Below are 16,654 nucleotides of genomic sequence, written 5' to 3'. Positions count from 1 at the left end.
GGCAAATATGGTGTCAGGCAGAGTCTACTACATTTCAGATGGTTTCTGAACGATGGAAGAGGGGGAGCGGGGGAGCAGACGGAGATAACTCTTCCCCATCCTCCCCATCCTCCCCATCCTCCCCATCTTCCCCATCCTCCCCATCTTCCCCATCCTCCCCATCCTCCCCATCCTCCCCATCCTCCCCATCCTCCCTATCTCTTGCTTCCTCTCTCCCCAAAAATCAAGCTAGGGCTGCTACTCTCAAGTTGAGGTGAGGGTAGAGGGGGAAGCGATCGCACAAAGTAGCTACCCTTTGGCGACATTCTGCTGTCACTGCTTCATCTTCTGGTTGTAGCAGGCGATCGGCAATAATATTGGCAATTTCGATAAATTCTGTGGTTCCCATCCCCCTTGTGGTCATTGCTGGTGTTCCTAACCGCAGGCCGCTGGTGACGAAGGGTGACTCTGGATCGAAGGGTACGGTGTTTTTATTGGCTGTAATGTTAACCCCACTGACCAGTTGATCTGCTCGTTTGCCTGTCATGGGGAGCGATCGCAAGTCAACTAGCATCAAGTGGTTGTCGGTTCCACCTGAGACAATCTTTAACCCCCGATCCAGCAATTGAGCAGCCATTGCGCGAGCATTTTCAATCACTTGGCCGGAGTAGATTTTAAATTCTGGCTTTAAGGCTTCGCCAAAGGCTACGGCTTTGCCGGCAATGACGTGCTCTAAGGGCCCTCCCTGGTTGCCGGGGAAAACTGCCTTATCCAGCTTTTTACCCAGTTCTGGGTCGTTTGTCAAAATTAAGCCGCCTCTGGGGCCCCGGAGGGTTTTGTGGGTGGTGGTGGTGACGACGTGACAGTGAGTGAGGGGGCTGGGGTGGTGTCCTGTTGCGACTAGACCGGCGATGTGGGCGATGTCGGCGAGGAGGTATGCACCTACTTCGTCTGCGATCGCTCTAAATTTCTCGAAGTCGATTGTACGAGAATAAGCTGAATAACCGCAAATCAACAATTTTGGTCGATGCTGTTTTGCTAGTTCTAATATTTCAGCATAGTCTAACTGTTCTGTTTCCCGGCTCACGCCATAGTGATGAACTTTGAACCACTTGCCAGATACGTTGACAGGGGAACCATGAGTTAAATGTCCGCCGTGAGACAAGTCCATGCCCATAATCGTGTCTCCAGGCTCCAGCAGCGCTAAGAAGACTGCAAAATTAGCCTGAGCTCCAGAGTGGGGCTGGACGTTGGCGTGGGCGGCCCCAAATAGCTGTTTGGCGCGATCTATAGCCAGTTGTTCTACACTATCGATAAATTCGCAGCCGCCGTAATAGCGTTTGGTGGGTAGACCTTCTGCATACTTGTTGGTCAAGACAGAACCTTGAGCTGCTAAAACTGCTGCTGACGTGAAGTTTTCGCTGGCTATGAGTTCTAAGTGATCCCGCTGCCGTTGGAGTTCTTTACCGATCAAATCGGCAACTAAGGGATCGGTCTTGCCCAGTAATTCTAAGTTAGTATCGCTCACGAAGTAAACCTCTCAACAAATTGGGAATTGGGGATGGGGTATTCGGTCTTGGGGAAGTTTAAGGAAGCACGAAAGAATGAGGAAATTTCCCTGTTTTGCTATTTTCCCATCTTTTTAGTCCCCAGTAGGCGAAGGTCATCCCACTTCCTACCTAGTTTCCCTATCCTAAGTTAACTGGGACTATACTGCTTCTCCCAGACTATGGCTGGGGAAGTATTGACATAAATATTACATTGTGTTCACCTTTAACCGATAGTCTCAAAGTCTTGAAGTACAATGAAATTAGCGGTCTGGACTCTCCCGGAGGTGTCAAATGTTAGTCATTTTAATGGAAAACCAGATGCTTGCTCCTCAGTCTGTATGTCAAAGTTGTTTACTGGCGGATCGGAGCGGTCAACCCCGCTGGACGGGAAATCAACTCCGCTGCGGCCATCCAATCCGTAAACCTGCTACTAGCCAACCCGACCAATACGAGTGTCAGATGGGCTTCCGCATTGCGAATATACAGTAGTGTTTTTGTGCTAGCACTTAGGTTGAAAGGTTGAGAGCGGCTTTGTATCGGCGAGTCGTAAGTAGTTGTGCAACTACGCGATCGGGGTTCTCCTGAAAACCCCATGACTTCAGTAAGAACAGGAAACACGAACGCCGGGTTAAAATCTACCTTCGATATTTTCCCTACTTTAGCACCCAACTTAGAAAAACCGTATTACGATAAGAAAGTCAGGAGGTTAGAAGCTGGCACATGAGAAACAGTCTCTGATTTTCACGGACAAAAACCAAATTGGCAACTTTAAACTGAATGGTTAATTACTGGACTTAGGAGAAATTTTTATGACTTGGCGCGGCTCTACGACTGTTCCCGAACGCATTTTTGCTTGTTTGCCTTATCTGTTGCCCTTGATTGACGGGCTACAGTTTGGTCAGTTCTTATTTCGACAGTTTCCAGTGCTAGGGCTATTTTTTGTGCCGATAGTTCCAGTGCTAAAGATTTACCAAACAGTACCGTTTGCTGGGTTGATTATCTTTTTTGGCTTGTATTTGGGCGTGGTAAGAAACGAAAATATTAATCACTTTATTCGTTTCAATGCGATGCAGGCTATTCTGATCGACATTATTTTGATTCTGTGCAGTTTGATTTTGGGAATTTTTGCTGGTGGTCAAGTCAGTTTTGTGATTCAGACTCTTTTTAACATGGTGTTTCTAGGTCTGGTGTCAGCATTTGTTTATGCTGTAGTTCAGTCTCTATTAGGACGTTATGCAGAAATTCCTCCGCTGTCGGATGCAGTTTATATGCAGGTACGGTGACAATTATAGCTAGGGGCTAGGGGCTAGGGGCTAGGGGCTAGGGAAGAGGTTACTCTGTAAGGAATTATGGGCTAAAGATAGCAGTTGTACTTGCCCTAATCGCCCTGGCGGTTGCTATAAAAGTTAAAAATTAAAAATTAAAAGTTAAAAATGAAGAATTTAATTTTTAACTTTTAACTTTTAATTATCTAGGGCCTACAGTGTTTTCTAGGGCACCAATACCTTCTATTTCGACTCTGATGCGATCGCCTATTTGTAATGGCCCTACACCTTGGGGTGTTCCAGTTAATATTACATCTCCCGGCATCAGGGTCATAACTTGGCTAATATAAGAAACTAGAAAATCTGGTGAAAAGACCATTTCATTAATCTTGGCAGACTGCACTGGTTCATTCGTGTCGTTGATAAAAGTCTGTAATTGTGCACCAGGACTCAATTCGCGGACTATCCAAGGCCCCAATGGACAGAATGAATCGAATCCTTTAGCTCTCGTCCACTGACCGTCGCGTTTTTGCAAATCTCTAGCTGTTACGTCGTTGGCGATGGTATAGCCCCAAATTTTGTTATGACCTTCTTCTGGGCTACAGTTAGTGCAAGGTTCCCCAATTACTAGGGCTAATTCTCCTTCGTAGTCTACTCGCTGAGATTGTGCTGGATAACGGATGATTGCTCCTGTAGGAATGATGGCGGTAGGCGGTTTGAGAAATAGCAGAGGTTCAGCAGGGACGGGAGTACCCATTTCGGCGGCGTGGTCAGTATAATTTTTGCCGACAGCGATGATTTTCGAGGGGGAGCAGGGGGCAAGAATTTTATATGTGTCTGGTTGCAGCTCTAAGTCTGTGGGTTGTCCTTTCAGCCAGGGAGGTGCATCGAGTACCTGGACGCTTCTGCTCAGTTGTAGCAAACCGTAATGAATCTGTCCTTGTGGGGTTTGAATGCGGATGTAGCGTTGAGCCATAGGTGGTGATTAATTTTCAGTTGGTAGGGGCGAAGCAAGTCGATTTTGAGGCTATGCTAGACAACGCACAACTGAGTTGACATTCTCACCCTTAACCAATGCAGTATAGCGGGAGATTGGGAAATTCAAGAGTTTTGAGTTTTAAGTTTTGAGTTTTGAGTTAGGCTCTACACAAAAGTCTGCGATCGGGAAATTAGGATACATTGGTTTGTAAGGGCAACTACCCACTCAGCGTATGGGGTTGAGACTCGATCGCTTTTCTACCATTATTAAACCTGTTTCTGTACAAAATCCTTGTAGGGGTCGATCCCAGGAATCAATTGGGAGTTCGGCTAAGCAAGCAAATTCAAAGATGATGCCGATCGCAGGCTTTGATGACCACTCTGGTAAACTTAACATTCTGTCATAATAGCCGCCACCGTAACCTAAGCGATAGCCGTTGGTGTCGCAAGCTACTGCGGGTACAAGGATTAAATCGACTGCGGATGGTTCTAAGATGGGGCTGTCTGGATCGGGTTCTAGTATACCAAATTTTCCTGTTTGTAAATTATCTCCGGGTGTCCATTTATGCCAGGAGAGTTGATTACCGCTACAGCGGGGAAATCCCCATTTTTTAGGGATGGTAAATAGGGGTGTTAAGTCTGGTTCTTGGCGATAAGTGAAGTAGGCTAGTATTGTTTGTGCTTGGGTGAATAGCGGTGAGTGTTGGAGGTGGGTGCAGAGGCGATCGCTTTTTTGTTTCCAGGCTTGTACTGAGAGGGATTGGCGGGTTTTGAGATGCGATCGGCGTAATTCTGCTTTGGTTAGCATATTATTTATGATTGGTACTACACATATGCGAGTGGGCAATTAGGGATAGTACACTCTACTCAAGTTAGGTTTTAACTATTATTATAAATTATTCTTCCTCCACCTGTTGATTTATTCTATTTGGGTAAAATCGATCCATCAACAGAACGGGAACAAATTACCGCTTGTATTAACATTCTAGCTGGTTTGCGCTTTACCAAAGACGTTATTAACCAATTGTTTCGGGAGGAAATTATGCGAGAGTCAGTAACTTATCAAGACATTCTCCAAAAAGGAGTACAACAGGGTTTACAACAGGGTTTACAACAGGGTTTACAACAAGCTCAACAAAGCTTGAGAAATTCTATTCTCGAAGCGCTAGAAACCCGTTTTGGCTTTGTCCCGCCAGAAGTAGTTCAGCAATTAGAGCTGTTAACGGTTGTAGAATTGCAAAGGTTAATACGTCAAGCTTGGACTTGCGAGACAATAGATGAATTTATCGCTCAACTAGGGTGAAAGTTAAGTGACATCATAGGGATAAGTTCCCTTCCACAATCATCCGAAAAAACCCGGTTCGTTGACGAAACCGGGTTTTATTGGAAACTTACACGGCGTGTTGCCGATACCACTCAATCGTTTTCTTCAACCCTTTCTTAAAGTCCATTTCAGCAGTAAACCCAAACGCCTTTCTCGCCCTTTCCGTATCCAAACATCGGCGTGGTTGACCATTGGGTTTATCCGTCTGCCAAACTATTTCTCCCTCATATCCCATCAATTCACATACGAGATTAATCAAGTCTCTAATTGAGATTTCATGATTAGTTCCCAAATTAACAGGTTCCGAGTCATTATATGATTGAGTTGCCATCACAATCCCCCGCGCTGCATCCAAGGAATACAAAAACTCGCGAGTAGGACTACCATCACCCCAAACGGGTAACTCTTTATCACCTCTTAGCTGTGCCTCATGTACTTTCCGAATTAATGCTGGAATTACATGAGAACTTTTGGGATCGAAATTATCCTCCGGGCCGTATAAATTCACAGGCAACAAATAAATACCATTAAACCCGTATTGCTGGCGATAGGATTGCAATTGAACTAATAAAGCTTTCTTTGCAACTCCATAAGGCGCATTAGTTTCCTCCGGGTAGCCATTCCAAAGATCCTCCTCTTTAAAAGGTACGGGAGTAAACTTGGGATAAGCACAAATAGTACCGAGACAGGTAAATTTTTCAACTCCTGCTTGATAGGCGGCGTGAATTAGTTGAACCCCCATCATCAAATTGTCGTAAAATAATTCAGCAGGCTTTTGTTGATTTAAACCGATGCCACCGACGTGAGCAGCTAAGTGAATTACAATATTTTGGTTCTCGGCAGCACGCTGGCAATTTTCCATCACTCTGAGGTCAAAATCGTGCGAGCGCGGGATCGAAATCTTGTCGCGATTAGCCCCTGCTTTCACAAGCCGATCGATCACATTACGACCCAAAAAACCAGCCCCGCCCGTAACCAGAATCCGCTTCTCGCTCAAATCTAACCCAGCCATATTTCTATCCTCAATTGAAGAGCAATTTGCTTGTACAAGCTGTAGAGTGGGCATTGACCAAAAGTATTTTTTTACCTAAATGATAGATATTTTGGCGGTCAATGTCTACCCTACTTTTAATTCAGTTAAAGGGTGCAGAACTTAATCAAAACTGTTGCCAGAACCGCGAAGCTGCTGTTCTAAAGATTTGATGTCAGAGTCCACCATTAATTTTACTAACTCCTCAAAAGTAACAGAAGGTTCCCAACCCAACTTTTGCCGCGCCTTAGTCGAATCACCGATTAACAATTCCACTTCGGCTGGACGCAAATAGCGTTCGTCAAACTCAACATATTCGTGCCAATCTAAATTGACACAATTGAATGCCTTATCTAGAAATTCCCGGATAGAATGGGTTTCATTAGTAGCCACTACATAATCATCAGGTTCGTCGTGCTGTAACATCAGCCACATCGCCTTCACGTAGTCCTTAGCATAGCCCCAATCGCGCTTAGAATCAAGATTGCCTAGGTAAAGTTTTTTCTGCTTTCCTGCTACAATCCTAGCTACAGCACGGGTAATTTTTCGAGTTACAAAGGTTTCACCACGCCGGGGCGATTCGTGGTTAAATAGAATGCCATTAGACGCAAACATCCCGTAAGATTCGCGGTAATTCACAGTTTGCCAGTGAGCATAAACCTTTGCACAAGCATAGGGACTGCGCGGATAAAATGGTGTGGTTTCTTTCTGAGGGACTTCCTGTACTAAACCATACATCTCAGAAGAACCTGCTTGATAGAATCGCACTTCGATCCCTGTGCGGTGTCGGTAGTCGCGAATTGCTTCCAAAAGGCGCAGTGTCCCTAAACCAACTGCGTCAACGGTATATTCTGGAGCGTCAAAACTAACTCGAACGTGAGATTGAGCACCTAAGTTATAAATTTCTGCGGGTTTGACTTCTTCTAAAATCCGGCGCAGGGTAGTACCGTCGGTCAAGTCACCATAGTGTAGGAATAAACGGGCATTTTCACTGTGGGGATCGACATAGATATGGTCAATGCGATCGGTATTGAAGGTTGAACTTCGCCGGATAATACCGTGAACTTCATATCCTTTTTCTAGCAGCAATTCACTCAAATAGGAGCCGTCTTGACCTGTAATACCGGTGATTAGCGCTCGCTTGCGTTCCGTCATCTGATTTTCCCTTCACAGACACTTTAACTCTAAGGGCTAGGCTGTTGTTACTTGCCTTTGCCATTATCAAATTTCTACGTTAACCTATAATCCCCAAGTCAGCGTCAAGGAACTGTATAGTTTTTGCAAAGATATAGATCTCTGATGAGTCGGAAGGATGTGGAGATGGGGAGCGGGGGAGCGGGGGCAGGGGAGCGGGGGAGCGGGGGAGCAGGGGAGCGGAGGAGATGGGGGTAATTAGCCATTAGCCATTAGCCATTAGCCATTAGCCATTAGCCATTAGCGATTAGCGATTACCAATTACCAATTACCAATTAGTCATAATTAAATTTTAGGGTGAGCATTGCCCACCCTAATAAGATGTTGAGTTTATATACGCCAACCTACCGAGCAGCATTCACCTAGTATCTATTGGCTAATTGACCCTGACAAAAAGTTAAGAACTAATAGCTGATAGATAGTAGCTGAATGCTGATAGCTGGTTTTAGTAAGCCCCGTTATTTTTGGGGAAAATCACTACGCCAATAGTTTTGACGACGATCCAGAGATCTATCCAAAGATTTTTGGCGTTTACATAGTAAAGGTCGATTTGGACTCGGCGGGGATAGGGGATGTCATTGCGCCCGGATACTTGCCACAGTCCTGTAATTCCAGGTCTGATGGTTAAGATTTTGTTGATGTGGCGGCCGTATCTCGGCAGTTCCTCAACAACTAATGGTCTAGGCCCGACGACACTCATATCTCCTTTTAAAACGTTCCAAAACTGAGGGAATTCATCTAAACTGGTAACTCGTAAAAATCTCCCAATCCATGTAATTCGAGGGTCTTGTTTCAGCTTGAAATTGTCCTGAAATTCTTGGCGGAGATGGGGGGATGTTTCCATAATCTCCACTAATATTTCATCCGCATTTTCCACCATTGTTCTGAATTTAAGACAGTTAAAGAGCTGGCGGTTTTTACCGACTCTTTCTTGTACATAAAAAACTGGCCCTGGCGAGCTTAGAGCAATTAGTAGAACCAAAAGCAGGTAAACCGGGGCAAACAGTATCAGAACTGATAGGGAAAACAGGATATCGAAGCAGCGCTTGAAAAACTCTCCGTCTAGGCTCTGTACAGACAGGCCTATGCGTCCGTCTCTAGGCAGGACAGGCTGAAAACCGCGTCGAGCGATCGCTCGAATTACCTTGCCGGAGATGAGTTGGCTGTCGGCAGTCATCTTACTCCTTCAATTCACACCACACACAGTCATGATCATAAAGCCTCAAGACGCAAGGTAGTAGAAATCAATCACAACGAATCGGTAAAAAGTGGTAGTTTTCCCCTAGTGGGCCCTCCCTTGCTGAGGGCTATGAAATCCCGAAATCCCTTTCTACCATTGATGTTGATGCCTATTTTCCCTTAAAATTTTACAGGTTGAAATTCTTGCCAGCAGCGTTCCAAAAAAGTTAGGTAGCGTTCCTGAAAAATTTTTGGGTGGAACTGAGCGGCTTGCGATCGCCCCATTTCTGGGTTAAAAGCCCCACTCATGGCCTCGAAGGCCTTTACTGCTTCGATTAAGGCCCCTTCTGTCTGGGATGGGAAAAATAATCCTGTTCCAGATTCTGGGTGTTGCCGAATATCAATTACTGTTTCTAATGCACCCCCGCCTCCATAAGCGATCGCTGGTGTCCCGCAAGCTTGGGCCTCGACTAAGGCGATGCCGAAATCTTCGCAGGCTGCATAGACGAAGGCTTTTGCCTCGGCCATATATTTCTCAACTACTTCTGGGGACTGCCAACCAAGGATTTGCACGTTGGGTTGAGCTATTTGCTGGAGCAAGTTTAACTCAGGGCCGGTGCCAATTACTACTAGGGGAAGTCCGAGTTGATTGAAGGCTTTGACAACTATGGATATTCTCTTGTAACTGACTAAACGGCAAACTGTCAGGTAAAAATCTTGTTTCTTTGGTTCAAAGCGAAAGCGATCGATATTTACTGGGGGGTAAATCACTTCTGCGGGTCGCCGATAACACCGCCAGATGCGTCGTGCGGTGTGTTGGGAGTTGGCGATGAAGTAATCTACTCGATTGGCAGAAATTACGTCCCACTGGCGAATTCTGTGGAGCAAATACCTGGTTAGTAAGCCCTGAATTCCTTGTCCGGCTTTGCTACTGCGAAGGTAATCAAAGGTTAAGTCCCAGGCGTAGCGCATGGGGGTATGGCAGTAGCAAAGGTGGAGTTGCTGGGGACTTGTCAGCACGCCTTTAGCAACGGCGTGGGAAGAGGAGAGAATGATGTCATACTCGCGTAAATCTAACTGTTCAATTGCTAGGGGCAATAGAGGTAGATATTTTTGTACGCCGTTGCGGGCAAAAGGAAGGTGCTGTAAAAATGTTTTGCCGATCGCCCGCTTGTAAAGATAACTTTCAGGATTGCTCGATTCAAAGTCAATTAGTGCATAAACATCAGCGTTGATGTGTTTGAGAATTTCTTCGACAACGAGTTCGGAACCGCCAGTTGCTTTTGGGGTTAACCATTCGTGAACGAGGGCATATTTTAGTTCCACAGCAGACTTCACTGAAATTCCCCACTTGATACCTATTTTAAATTTTTGGCTTTTAGATATTGACAAATAACTTATTTTATGTATTTAAAGTCTGATATTTGTAACATCCAAAAATAGCCATCCTATCACTGAAGTAAATTTTACTGAGATTGGGACTGCTCTCCGAAAATAAGAATGAATCTTATTCTTGACAAGGGGTTTCTTTAGGTAGATTATTTGAGAAACTTTAGCTGTTTTGGCTTAAATAGGTGTGAGGTAAAAATGTCGAAAATTTTGTGGAAAGCTTTGCTGGTAAGCCCAGCAGTATTGGGAGCAAGTTTGGCTGTGTCTGCGGCGGCGCTAGCAGAGTCGGATGTAAAAATTGGATCTATAACTCAGGCTCAGGATGGGCAAGCGATCGCACAGTTTAATGCTAAAACTGACTTCGATAAAGTAGATGGAGTTTTGGGTACAGGGGAATTGAGGGGAGAGTTAGCGATCGCACCTCAAGCTCATCTTGCTCTAGAAAATACCAATCAGCAACAAATAGCAATAACTGCATCTGTAAAAACTGCGATCGCACCACAGCCGCAAGCGCAGAAAATTCCAGCCGATAGCCTGTCGGCGGAAATCTCCACCCCCTTGTTGCTATCACAAATCCCAAATCCCGAACCCGCGACAAATTCAACAGTTTTAGAACAAGTCAACGAATACAGCTCTGAAAATAATACTAATAACGAGCCTGCTGGCCAAGTAACATCGGTTTCTCAACTTTCCGACGTTCAGCCTACAGACTGGGCTTTTCAAGCCTTACAATCGCTCGTAGAGCGCTATGGCTGCATTGCTGGGTATCCCGATGGCACTTATCGGGGCAACCGGGCGATGACTCGCTACGAATTTGCAGCAGGTTTAAATGCCTGTTTAGAGCGCGTTAATGAGTTAATTGCTGGTGGTACAGGTAATTTAGCCAGTAGAGAAGATTTACTCGCCTTGCAAAGATTGCAGGAAGAATTTGCGGCTGAACTTGCTACTTTGCGGGGGCGCGTGGATGCCTTGGAAGCTCGCACGGCAGAATTAGAGGCAAATCAATTTTCCACTACAACTAAACTTAATGGGGAAGTTATTTTTGGGTTAGCTGGAATTGCGGCGGGAGATGATGCTAATGGTAGGGAAATAGATAGTTCTACTATTTTGGGGAGTAGGGTACGGCTCAATTTTGATACTAGCTTCAGCGGTGAAGATTTGCTCAGAACTAGGCTGCAAGTGACAAATTTTGGTTCTTTCTCGACTAATTCTACCTTTACACCAGAAGGGGAATTGAGGTTTAATGCGGGGCCTTTTGGGGAAGCTAGTAATACGGTAGCTTTAGATGCTTTGCTTTATGCTTTCCCGATTGGGAATAGTACCACAGTTTTCCTAGAGGCAAATGCTGGAGCTCCTGATGATTTTACCAATACAGTTAATCCTTTCTTTGATGGGGATGGTGCTACTGGGGCGCTTTCTAACTTTGGGACGCGCAATCCGATTTATTATCAAGTTGGGGGCGCAGGTATTGGGATTAGACATCAGTTTGGCGATCGCTTAGAATTCAGTTTCGGATATTTAGCTTCCGATCCCGCTAGCCCACAGCAGGGTGCGGGTTTGTTTAATGGCCCTTACGGTGCGATCGCTCAATTAACTTTTACCCCTAGCGATCGCTTTGCCCTCGGTCTAACTTATATCAATTCCTACGGAGTAACCACTGGTACTGGCAGTAATGCGGCTAATTTTCCTAGCCGACTCGATTATTTTGGCATTGATAGCGAGGAAGGGCTTCCTGTTTCTAATAACTCCTATGGGATAGAAGCATCCTTGCAAATTAGCCCTCGATTTGCTCTCGGCGGTTGGGTAGGCTACACTGCACAACGCACCCTCTCGACATTGGGAGGGAGAATTGACAGGGGAGATATGAAAATCTGGAATTGGGCAGTAACTTTGGCTTTCCCAGATTTGTTGAAAGAAGGCAATTTGGCGGGTATTCTGGTGGGGATGGAACCGAAGGTAACAAGCACTTCTAGTGATGATTTACCGGAGGATAAAGATACTTCCTTGCACGTTGAAGCTTTCTATCAGTTTAAGCTGAATGATAATATCTCGATTACGCCCGGTATTATTTGGCTGACGGCCCCCGATCATAATAACGACAATTCTGATTTGCTGATTGGTGTGGTGAGAACTACGTTTACTTTTTAGTGTCAACTTAAGAAACTGGGCGGTTGAAACCGCGTCTACACACACAAAACCCGCCTGCGCGGGTTGAAGATTCCATTTTCTTTAGTCCGCGTAGGCGGACTTTGTTCGTGTAGCCGCGATTTCAATCGCCCGATCTTAAATGGACAGTGAATCGAGAGCAAATAAATTATTAGTTTGATACCATGATTAAGGGAGCGTTTAGCGGAAAATTATGCAAATCAAAACCTCTAAGTCTGGTATCAGCGCGATCGTGGCTGCCGTGAGTGCAATCGGAGTGGCTGTTGTTTTTCTACCTCAGCCAAGTCATGCTCAAAATAGCGGTGCTCAAAATAGCGCTCAACCGCTACAAGACTTTCAAACTCAGGATAGTACAGATCCTTTTTCCGGGCGTGGCAATGGAATGGGAATTTTTGATTTAATTCACAGATCCAGGTTAGGCACTCTCCGTAATATGGATGAGTTTAGCTCGGAACAGCAGCAGAATTTAAATGATGCGGCGGCGGAGTTTCGGGAAAAACAACGGCTGTTACTCGAACAGCAAGCTAAGCCAGAGGCAGGTGCGATCGCGCCTGGGGATGATGTTGCACCTTTGCCTTAGTTTGGTTGATTGCTACAGCAACCGCTTTCAGCGGTTAGGGGCTAGGGGCTAGGGGCTAGGGGAAGAGAGGAAGAGGGGAAGAGAGTCAATAGTTTGGGCCATGAGCGAGTGTCCTAACCGTTGTGGCGGTTGCTACAATTGCTGATTGGTTGGCGATTGGTAATTAGCAATGCGATCGGACTTTTTTGCGGGAGAGGGTGGGTGTAAAAATCAGGGTTGGATTTTTTTCGGCTGGATGCCTTGATGGGTAAGGATTTGAGGGTTGTTGGCGTGAATTTTGATTCCCGCAAGTTTGGAAATGCTTGATGTTAAAGGGTTTGAGGGAAAATTTGTAATTTGCCTATTGACAAGCTGAGGTCTGGAATGGTACTTTTAGAAATGTCACGCGCAACTGTACCTTGAAAACTAAATATAGTAAGGGTTTCAACACCAAGCGGTTACAATTAACCTAAATCCCTATCAGGGATTGAAACCCTGCTGTTGGATTTGCCCTCATTTTGAGGAAAATATCTAGCGTTACAATTAACCTAAATCCCTATCAGGGATTGAAACCCGTATCCCGATAAAAATTAGTCCAGTCCGAGGGTTACAATTAACCTAAATCCCTATCAGGGATTGAAACATAGCTCTATTTGGAATAGAACCTTTCAGTAGTTATCGTTACAATTAACCTAAATCCCTATCAGGGATTAAAACATACAACAGTAAAGTGGGCGCAAAAGCGCCCACCCTAAATTCAACTGAACTGCTTACCCACATCAAGATTGAAAAGCGTTTGCAAAGTCTGCATCGCTTGGCGGCGCACCTCAATATCTTGCTGTGCTCGCAACTGCACCATCGGATCGTGTAAAATCTTATTTACAATCCCCCTAGTCAAAGCCTCAATCACTTCTTGATGTTTTTCTGCAAACTCAGAACCCAAACGAGATAAAGCCTTTTCTAACTCTTGTTCGCGAATCGATTCAATCTTATCCCGCAAGCAGCTAATAGTTGGAACCGTCTCCAAACTCCGCCACCAGACATCAAACGCTGCTATTTCCTCTTCTAATAAACCCTCAGCTTCCTGAGCCATCTTGCGGCGAGTTTCATGATTTTGAGCTACAACAGCTTTCAGGTCATCTACATTAAAAGCTCTCACGTTCGGCAAGTCATTAACATCAGCATCAACATTACGCGGAACAGAAATATCCACCAACATTAAAGACTGACTCAGACCTAAAACTGCTTCCAATTTAGCTTTATTTAACAGCGGGTCTGTTGAGGCCGTACTGGTAAAAACCAAATCCGACGCAGCAATAACTTGCATCATTTCCGACAGCGGATAAAGGTGCAATGGTGCTTCTTTAAATTGACTCGCCAACTCTTCCGAGCGCCGCACAGAACGGTTGATAATCGAAATTTCGCTAGCACCTTTTGAGAGCAAATGCTGCACCAAAAGCCGGGACATTTTGCCAGCACCGAGAATCGCTATCTTACTTGATGCTAAATTTTGGCCCTTCATTTGAGCTAGTTCCGCCGCCGCAGAACTAATAGAAACAGCACCAGTACCAATGCTAGTTTCTGTGCGAACTCGCTTTCCTGCTGTGAGCGCCTGCTTGAACAAACGTTCTAGAATGCGACCAATTCCTTTATACTGCTGTGCGAGTTTATGAGTTTGTTTCACCTGAGCTAAAATTTGCCCTTCTCCCAGCACTAAACTATCGAGTCCTGCGGCAACTCGCATCAAGTGCATAACTGCATCTTCGTGCAGCAACATGAACAAGTGAGGTCGTAAAGAAACCAGAGGCAATTTGCTCGACTCAGATAGAAATTGAGTAACTTCTCTAATTCCCGGTTCTGTGTCGCTGGTGACTATATAAATCTCTAACCGATTGCAAGTGCTGAGAATGGCAACTTCTTCAACATGAGGATAACCGCAAAGTTGTGCGATCGCGCTTTCTATTTTTGTTTCAGGAATGCTCAGTTTTTCCCGAACTTCTACTGGCGCTGTTTTATGGCTAAGACCTATGACTGCAATATTCATTTGCTAATGGTTAATTGCTAATGGTTAATTGCTAATTTGTTAATGGTTGGTTGTTAGTTGTTAGTTGTTAGTCGTTAGTCGTGGTTGTTAGTTGACTGCTAATTATTGATGAATGTTGTTGATTAATAATTATTGATGATTGCTAACTGTTAATTATTGATGGTCAGCAATAGCCAACAACTACTAGCGTACCATCAACAACTAACAACCAACAACTAAACATCAACAACCAACTATTAACAACTAACCATTAACAATTAACCACTAACAACTGACAACTAACAACTAACAATTACTTCAATTGCAGTGCCTTCGGTTCATCAAACATATGGATTGTATCCACAAACCGAGCTGTTTTTGACTGAGAAGAAATTACCAAGCTTTGGGTGCGTGCGCCGCCTGCAAAGAAGCGTACACCTTCCATCAGTGTACCAGGAGTGATGCCGCAGGCTGCAAACAAGACTGTTTCGCCAGATGCTAACTCTTCGGCATTGTAAACCTTGTCTGGGTCTGTGATACCCATTTCTTTCAGCCGCTTAAGATTACCCTCTTTACTTTCACCGATCAAGCCAGTTTTTACAACGTCTGGATCGTAGATAAGCTGACCTTGGAAGTGACCGCCCAAACAGCGCATCGCCGCTGCTGAGATCACGCCTTCAGGTGCAGCACCGATTCCCATCAGTGCGTGGATGTTTGTACCGGAAAATGCACAAGAAATTGCGGCAGAAACGTCGCCGTCGCTGATCAAGCGCACTCTTGCACCTGCTTCGCGAATTTCATTGATTAAGTCTTTGTGCCGAGGGCGATCCATTACCACCACCACCAAGTCGGAGATGGCGCGATTCATGCAATCTGAAATAATTTTCAGGTTTTCGGTAGCTGACTTATTAATATCTACATGATTGCGGGCAACTGCTGGAGCTGCTAGCTTTTTCATGTAGAAATCTGGCGCTGCAAACAAACCACCTTTTTCGGAGATTGCCAGCACTGCCATTGACCCGTTTTGACCGTAGGCCACTAGGTTAGTGCCTTCGCAGGGGTCAACGGCGATGTCAATTTCCATCAGTTCATCGGGGTTACAAAAATCTTTGGCATTTTCCTGGGTGCAAATGCCGACTTGTTCGCCGATATAAAGCATGGGAGCATCGTCGCGTTCGCCTTCGCCGATGACGATGCGGCCGCGCATATGAATTTTGTTCATGCGATCGCGCATGGCTGTCACCGCTACTTGGTCGGCTTCATTCTTGTCGCCTTTACCCATCAAGCGAGATGACGCGATCGCAGCCAGCTCAACTACCTCAATAATCTCTAAACCGATTACATTATCCACGAAGTATATCCTCCCAATTAAGTCGTCCGTGCCTGTATTCTCTAGCACTCCCAGTGTTAAAGTCTATCAGAGGCGGGGATCTCGTTAACGTTGGGGTTTACTTCAGTTTGTGTTAAGTTTTGCTGCTGACTATGGATTGGCGGGAAAAACTGGGGAATCGAGACATAAGTGATATAATATACAGTCCGAGATCAGTGTGTTTCCAGCGGTACTGTCAGATTGGAGAGCCATGAGCAGCAGCGTTTTAGTCATTAGCGACGAGCAATTTGAAACTGAAGTTTTGAAAGCAGAGCAACCTGTTCTAGCATATTTTTGGGCTGCTTGGTGCGGCCCTTGCAAGTTGGTTGCACCTGCTGTGGAGTGGGTAGCGTCGGAGTATAGCGATCGCCTCAAGGTCGTTAAGATGGAAATAGACCCCAATCCCATTGCCGTTAAGCAGTACAAGGTTGAAGGAGTGCCAGCTCTTAGGCTCTTTAAAGGCTCTGAGGTGGTTGCAGTCTATGAGGGAGCTATTACTAAGCAAAAGTTAGCAGCAATGCTCGACGAGCACGTATGAGAAGGGGCTAGGGGCTAGGGGCTAGGGAAAGAGGGGAGCGAGGGAGCGGGGGAGCAGGGGAGCGGGGGAGCAGGGGAGCAGGGGAGCAGGGGAGCGGGGGAGCAGGGGAGC

General features: G+C 45.5%; 16 protein-coding genes. 7 read left to right on the top strand and 9 right to left on the bottom strand.

The window, feature by feature from the left end; translation table 11 throughout:
- Nucleotides 1-38 precede the first annotated feature (38 nt).
- The gene (locus OSCIL6407_RS36855) at nucleotides 39-257 is read left to right on the top strand and encodes a hypothetical protein (protein WP_148288819.1); all 219 of its coding nucleotides are present in this window, start codon (nucleotides 39-41) and stop codon (nucleotides 255-257) included.
- Here the strand turns inward: OSCIL6407_RS36855 and glyA are convergent.
- A complete protein-coding gene (gene glyA, locus OSCIL6407_RS0101865; RefSeq protein ID WP_007354863.1) occupies nucleotides 224-1,507 on the bottom strand; it encodes a serine hydroxymethyltransferase in 1,284 nt (427 codons plus the stop codon). The two genes, OSCIL6407_RS36855 and glyA, sit on opposite strands and share 34 nt — an antisense overlap.
- Before the next feature lie 313 nt (nucleotides 1,508-1,820).
- Between glyA and OSCIL6407_RS0101860 the strand changes: the two genes are divergently transcribed.
- Nucleotides 1,821-2,018 (top strand): hypothetical protein, encoded by a 198-nt coding sequence (locus OSCIL6407_RS0101860; protein WP_007354862.1) that lies wholly within the window; start codon nucleotides 1,821-1,823, stop codon nucleotides 2,016-2,018.
- A 320-nt stretch (nucleotides 2,019-2,338) separates the two neighbouring features.
- Nucleotides 2,339-2,812: a Tic20 family protein gene (locus OSCIL6407_RS0101855; RefSeq protein WP_007354861.1), complete on the top strand. Its 474-nt coding sequence runs from the start codon at nucleotides 2,339-2,341 to the stop codon at nucleotides 2,810-2,812.
- 184 nt (nucleotides 2,813-2,996) lie between these two features.
- Here the strand turns inward: OSCIL6407_RS0101855 and OSCIL6407_RS0101850 are convergent, their stop codons facing one another.
- Both OSCIL6407_RS0101850 and OSCIL6407_RS0101845 read right to left on the bottom strand, forming a co-directional pair.
- Complete coding sequence (locus OSCIL6407_RS0101850) at nucleotides 2,997-3,770, bottom strand: fumarylacetoacetate hydrolase family protein (protein ID WP_007354860.1); 774 nt, start codon at nucleotides 3,768-3,770, stop codon at nucleotides 2,997-2,999.
- A 228-nt stretch (nucleotides 3,771-3,998) separates the two neighbouring features.
- The gene (locus OSCIL6407_RS0101845) at nucleotides 3,999-4,580 is read right to left on the bottom strand and encodes a 5-formyltetrahydrofolate cyclo-ligase (protein WP_007354859.1); all 582 of its coding nucleotides are present in this window, start codon (nucleotides 4,578-4,580) and stop codon (nucleotides 3,999-4,001) included.
- Nucleotides 4,581-4,700: 120 nt separating this feature from the next.
- Between OSCIL6407_RS0101845 and OSCIL6407_RS0101840 the strand changes: the two genes are divergently transcribed.
- Entirely contained in the window at nucleotides 4,701-5,075 is a 375-nt protein-coding gene (locus OSCIL6407_RS0101840) for an RpnC/YadD family protein (protein WP_007354858.1), read from the top strand.
- An 88-nt stretch (nucleotides 5,076-5,163) separates the two neighbouring features.
- Here the strand turns inward: OSCIL6407_RS0101840 and OSCIL6407_RS0101835 are convergent, their stop codons facing one another.
- The 4 genes from OSCIL6407_RS0101835 to OSCIL6407_RS0101815 form a co-directional block, all read right to left on the bottom strand.
- Nucleotides 5,164-6,108 (bottom strand): GDP-L-fucose synthase family protein, encoded by a 945-nt coding sequence (locus OSCIL6407_RS0101835; protein WP_007354857.1) that lies wholly within the window; start codon nucleotides 6,106-6,108, stop codon nucleotides 5,164-5,166.
- Nucleotides 6,109-6,249: 141 nt separating this feature from the next.
- A complete protein-coding gene (gene gmd, locus OSCIL6407_RS0101830) occupies nucleotides 6,250-7,281 on the bottom strand; it encodes a GDP-mannose 4,6-dehydratase (RefSeq protein WP_007354856.1) in 1,032 nt (343 codons plus the stop codon).
- 484 nt (nucleotides 7,282-7,765) lie between these two features.
- Nucleotides 7,766-8,497: a sugar transferase gene (locus tag OSCIL6407_RS0101820; protein ID WP_007355642.1), complete on the bottom strand. Its 732-nt coding sequence runs from the start codon at nucleotides 8,495-8,497 to the stop codon at nucleotides 7,766-7,768.
- A gap of 182 nt (nucleotides 8,498-8,679) precedes the next feature.
- Nucleotides 8,680-9,825: a glycosyltransferase gene (locus OSCIL6407_RS0101815; protein ID WP_202796239.1), complete on the bottom strand. Its 1,146-nt coding sequence runs from the start codon at nucleotides 9,823-9,825 to the stop codon at nucleotides 8,680-8,682.
- Between the two features lie 261 nt (nucleotides 9,826-10,086).
- Here OSCIL6407_RS0101815 and OSCIL6407_RS0101810 point away from each other — a divergent pair, with 261 nt between their 5' ends.
- A complete protein-coding gene (locus OSCIL6407_RS0101810; protein WP_007355644.1) occupies nucleotides 10,087-12,036 on the top strand; it encodes an iron uptake porin in 1,950 nt (649 codons plus the stop codon).
- A gap of 211 nt (nucleotides 12,037-12,247) precedes the next feature.
- Entirely contained in the window at nucleotides 12,248-12,634 is a 387-nt protein-coding gene (locus tag OSCIL6407_RS0101805; RefSeq protein ID WP_007355645.1) for a hypothetical protein, read from the top strand.
- A 736-nt stretch (nucleotides 12,635-13,370) separates the two neighbouring features.
- Here OSCIL6407_RS0101805 and OSCIL6407_RS0101800 read toward each other — a convergent pair.
- Together OSCIL6407_RS0101800 and glpX are read right to left on the bottom strand one after the other, a co-directional pair.
- The gene (locus OSCIL6407_RS0101800; RefSeq protein WP_007355647.1) at nucleotides 13,371-14,657 is read right to left on the bottom strand and encodes a glutamyl-tRNA reductase; all 1,287 of its coding nucleotides are present in this window, start codon (nucleotides 14,655-14,657) and stop codon (nucleotides 13,371-13,373) included.
- A gap of 292 nt (nucleotides 14,658-14,949) precedes the next feature.
- Nucleotides 14,950-15,987, bottom strand: coding sequence for a class II fructose-bisphosphatase (gene glpX, locus OSCIL6407_RS0101795; RefSeq protein ID WP_007355648.1), 1,038 nt, complete (start codon nucleotides 15,985-15,987; stop codon nucleotides 14,950-14,952).
- A 229-nt stretch (nucleotides 15,988-16,216) separates the two neighbouring features.
- On the opposite strand from glpX, the gene OSCIL6407_RS0101790 reads away from it, so the two are divergent.
- Nucleotides 16,217-16,543 carry a thioredoxin family protein gene (locus OSCIL6407_RS0101790; RefSeq protein WP_007355649.1) on the top strand — a complete coding sequence of 109 codons (327 nt, stop codon included), beginning with the start codon at nucleotides 16,217-16,219 and terminating at the stop codon, nucleotides 16,541-16,543.
- Nucleotides 16,544-16,654 lie beyond the last annotated feature (111 nt).

This window comes from Kamptonema formosum PCC 6407 (genome assembly GCF_000332155.1).
Taxonomy (GTDB): domain Bacteria; phylum Cyanobacteriota; class Cyanobacteriia; order Cyanobacteriales; family Microcoleaceae; genus Kamptonema; species Kamptonema formosum.
This window is presented reverse-complemented; position numbering and strand designations above follow the sequence as displayed.